A 3,086-nucleotide genomic window follows, 5' to 3' on the forward strand; every position below is an offset into this window, starting at 1 on the left:
TTCACCAAATTTCACCGATGTATACTTCCCCGCATCCGAATGATGGATCGCATCAGTCAGCGGATGTCCTTCACGGTTCCGCAGCGCGGCGGCTTGCCGGATCGCCGATTCCACGAACGCGGTCAGTTTGCTGGTCGAGCATTCCCAGCCCAGGATCCGGCCCGCGTACGCATCGATGACGAACGCCGTGTACACGAACCCGCCCATCGCCAGCCGCACATAGGTGAAGTCGGCCACGACCAACAGATTCGGTGCCGGTACCCGGAACTGCCGATCCACCAGATCCGCCGCCCGCGCCGCAGCCGGATCAGCCTCGGTCGTGCGAATCTTCTTGCGCCGCACCACACCTCGCCACCCGTTGGCCCGCATCAACCGTTCCACCGTGCACCGGGCCACCTCGATGCCTTCGCGCCGCAGGTGCGCCCACATCTTTTCCGCCCCGTACAGGCATTCCGGCCGACGTTTACCGTTCTCGTCGGGCTCGTAATAGCCGGCGAGGATCTCCGTGAGGGCGGTATCCCACAACGCCCGTTTCGACGGGGCACGTTTCGCCCAGGCATGGAAGGTTCTCGCCGAGATCGTCACCCCGCGCGCGGTCAGCGCCCGGCACATCGCCGCGATCGGGAACCGGGCCTTGTGCTCGGCGATGAACTCACACACTAATGGTGTCGCGGGCGCTTGTCCCGCGCGAAAAAAGACGTTGCCGCAGAAAGGATTTCGATCGTCTGCTCCAACTCGGCGATCTTCCGTTTCTGCTCCCGGATGATCCTGGCCGACTCCGTCGAGGTCCCTTCGGCCTCGCCCCGATCGACCGCGGCCTGCCGGATCCATTTCCGCAGCGTCTCCGCCGTCATGCCCAGCCGAGCCGGCACCGCCTTGATCGCGGCCCATTCGCTGTTGTAGTCGTCACGGTGATCGACGACCAGCCGGACAGCCTTGGCCCTGGTCGCTTCGTCGTACTTCGCTGGCATCTCTTGCCCATCCTCTCAAGAAAGAGAGTGGGCATGAAACTCGGGGCGATTCACGGAAAGGCCCCTGCCCACCCCGCGTTCGAGGAGGGCAGGGGGCTTGATGTGGTTCGGTATTCGTGTTGGGCGCATGGCCTGACTCCAAGCCACACCGCTCTGTGGTCTTGACCATGCTCTAATGTCGCTGGGCGCGCGGTCGGCGAACGCACGATATTGCCGATTTGCGTGTGGTGCCGGAGTCTCCGAGCCGGCGGTGACCGGCTCGGATCGCCGGATCAGACGCGGCCGAGTTCAATGCTGGCCTGCCGAACACAGCAACCCGGTCTTAGTGCCTGTGAACAAACTGCTCATTTTCGGGTGCGGGCCAGTCGCCGTGACATGAGCATGATCATCGACCAGGTGACCATGGCTTCGTGGTGTTCGGGGAGGCGTTCGTAGTCGCGGACGCATCGTCGGCGTCTGGTGATCCAGCCCAGGGTGCGTTCGACGACCCAACGTCGTGGTAGGACAACGAATCCGGTGGTGTCGTCGCTGCGTTTGACGATCTCGAGGGTGAGTGCGAGTTGCTGGCGGGCCCAGTCGACGAGTTTGCCGGAGTAGGCGCCGTCGGCCCAGACCAGGGCCAGGGTGGTGAAGAGTTCACGGAGTTGGTGCAGGGCGGTGCGGGCGCCGTCGCGGTCTTGGACGCTGGCGGCGGTGACGTGGCAGACCAGCAGCAGCCCGAGGGTGTCGACGATGATGTGGCGTTTGCGTCCGTTCATTTTCTTCCCTGCGTCCCAGCCGCGGGTGTCGGTGCCGACGGTTTCGGCGGCGCGCAGGGTCTGGGAATCGATGATCGCCGCGGTCGGGTCCAGATCACGAGAGGCCTTGGCGCGCAACATATCTCGGAGGTCGTTGTGCACGGCGAGAACGTCTCCGCTGTGCCACCAGCGGTGGAACAGGCCGTAGACGGTGCGCCAGGGCGGAAAATCGCACGGCAAATTGCGCCATTTGCAGCCGTTGTCGGCCAGGTAGAAGATCGCGTCGATGATCTGGCGGCGGCAGTATTCCTCGGGCCGGCCCCCACCGCCGTCGAGCCAGACCGGCCACGGCAGCACCGCCGCCAACTGTTCCCATTGGGCGTCGGTGGTGTCGGAGGTGTAGCGGCGCACCCGCGCCGGGCGGGCGCCGCCGTGGCCGAACCGGCACGCCACACACACGCACCCGTTTTCAGCGATATCGGCGCCAGCGAAAAGCGTTGCAGGGTAGAACGACATGGGCGGGGCCTTGTGGGTGCAGGAGTTGTGGTGACCCCTTGGCTACCACTTGGTCCCGCCCCCACCGCGATGCCACACCGCACGACGGTGCGGCTGTCAATCACCGGTGACACCACCATCATTCGGCGATCGTGAACACCCCCGACGGCGCCTGTTCAGCCCACCCTCGCGCGACCAGGCGTTTCAGCTTCGACCGCAACGCTTCCACCTTCGACCGATCCGTCGCCGTGATCCCCAACTCGGCCGCGACCTGCCCGGCGCGCAACCCGTCACCGGCCTCGGCCAGCACCACGAGAATGTCGCAGTAGTCACCCGGCAACACCGCCGCCGCATCCATCCCCGCCACCCGCTGCGGCACCAGCACCAACCCGAACGGTCGCCCCGAAGCCGAAATAGGCTGCACTGCCACGGTATTCGCACTCACAACGGCCTCGCTCGGCACGCCGCTACCAGCGGGTTCGTCCTCGGCGAGCAACTCCTGCATTGTCTCCCGAGTGATCGCCAGCCTCGACAACGCCAGCTCGTGGGCGGCCAGCTGATCGGTCAACTCACCGATCTGGCGGCGCAGCCGCGCCACCTCCTCGTCCAGCCCTGCCTCACGTCGGGCCAGCTCCTCGCGCCAGGACACCATGATTCGCCTCCATCGGCCCCCGTCCCGACGATAAACCGCCAGCAACCACCCCAACAGGCCCGCAACAAAAACCGCAGATCACAACACCAGACACGTCATTCGATCAGTTTGTTCACAGGCACTTACTCGAGGATGGGACACCAACGCTTCTCGGCGCGATTGCGCAATTCGTGGCGCCGCTTTTCTACCTGGATAGATCATTTCGCTGAAGGTATCGAACCCGGCGATCCT

The 3,086-nt window shown here is 64.9% G+C and carries 2 protein-coding genes and 1 pseudogene; all 3 read right to left on the bottom strand.

Translation table 11 applies throughout. The features are described 5' to 3' along the window. A pseudogene (locus ACW2Q0_RS31005) lies at window positions 1–971 on the bottom strand (IS3 family transposase); the annotation flags it as partial. Window positions 972–1,315: 344 nt separating this feature from the next. Continuing rightward, window positions 1,316–2,224: an IS5 family transposase gene (locus ACW2Q0_RS31010; RefSeq protein WP_457194477.1), complete on the bottom strand. Its 909-nt coding sequence runs from the start codon at window positions 2,222–2,224 to the stop codon at window positions 1,316–1,318. A 118-nt stretch (window positions 2,225–2,342) separates the two neighbouring features. Continuing rightward, window positions 2,343–2,855 carry a hypothetical protein gene (locus ACW2Q0_RS31015; RefSeq protein ID WP_457194478.1) on the bottom strand — a complete coding sequence of 171 codons (513 nt, stop codon included), beginning with the start codon at window positions 2,853–2,855 and terminating at the stop codon, window positions 2,343–2,345. Window positions 2,856–3,086: the final 231 nt, after the last annotated feature.

Source organism: Nocardia citri (genome assembly GCF_054065835.1).

Coding starts and splice junctions, on each gene's coding strand:
- ACW2Q0_RS31010 (WP_457194477.1), bottom strand. CDS start 2,224: ATGTCGTTCTACCCTGCAACGCTTTTCGCTGGCGCCGATATCGCTGAA.
- ACW2Q0_RS31015 (WP_457194478.1), bottom strand. CDS start 2,855: ATGGTGTCCTGGCGCGAGGAGCTGGCCCGACGTGAGGCAGGGCTGGAC.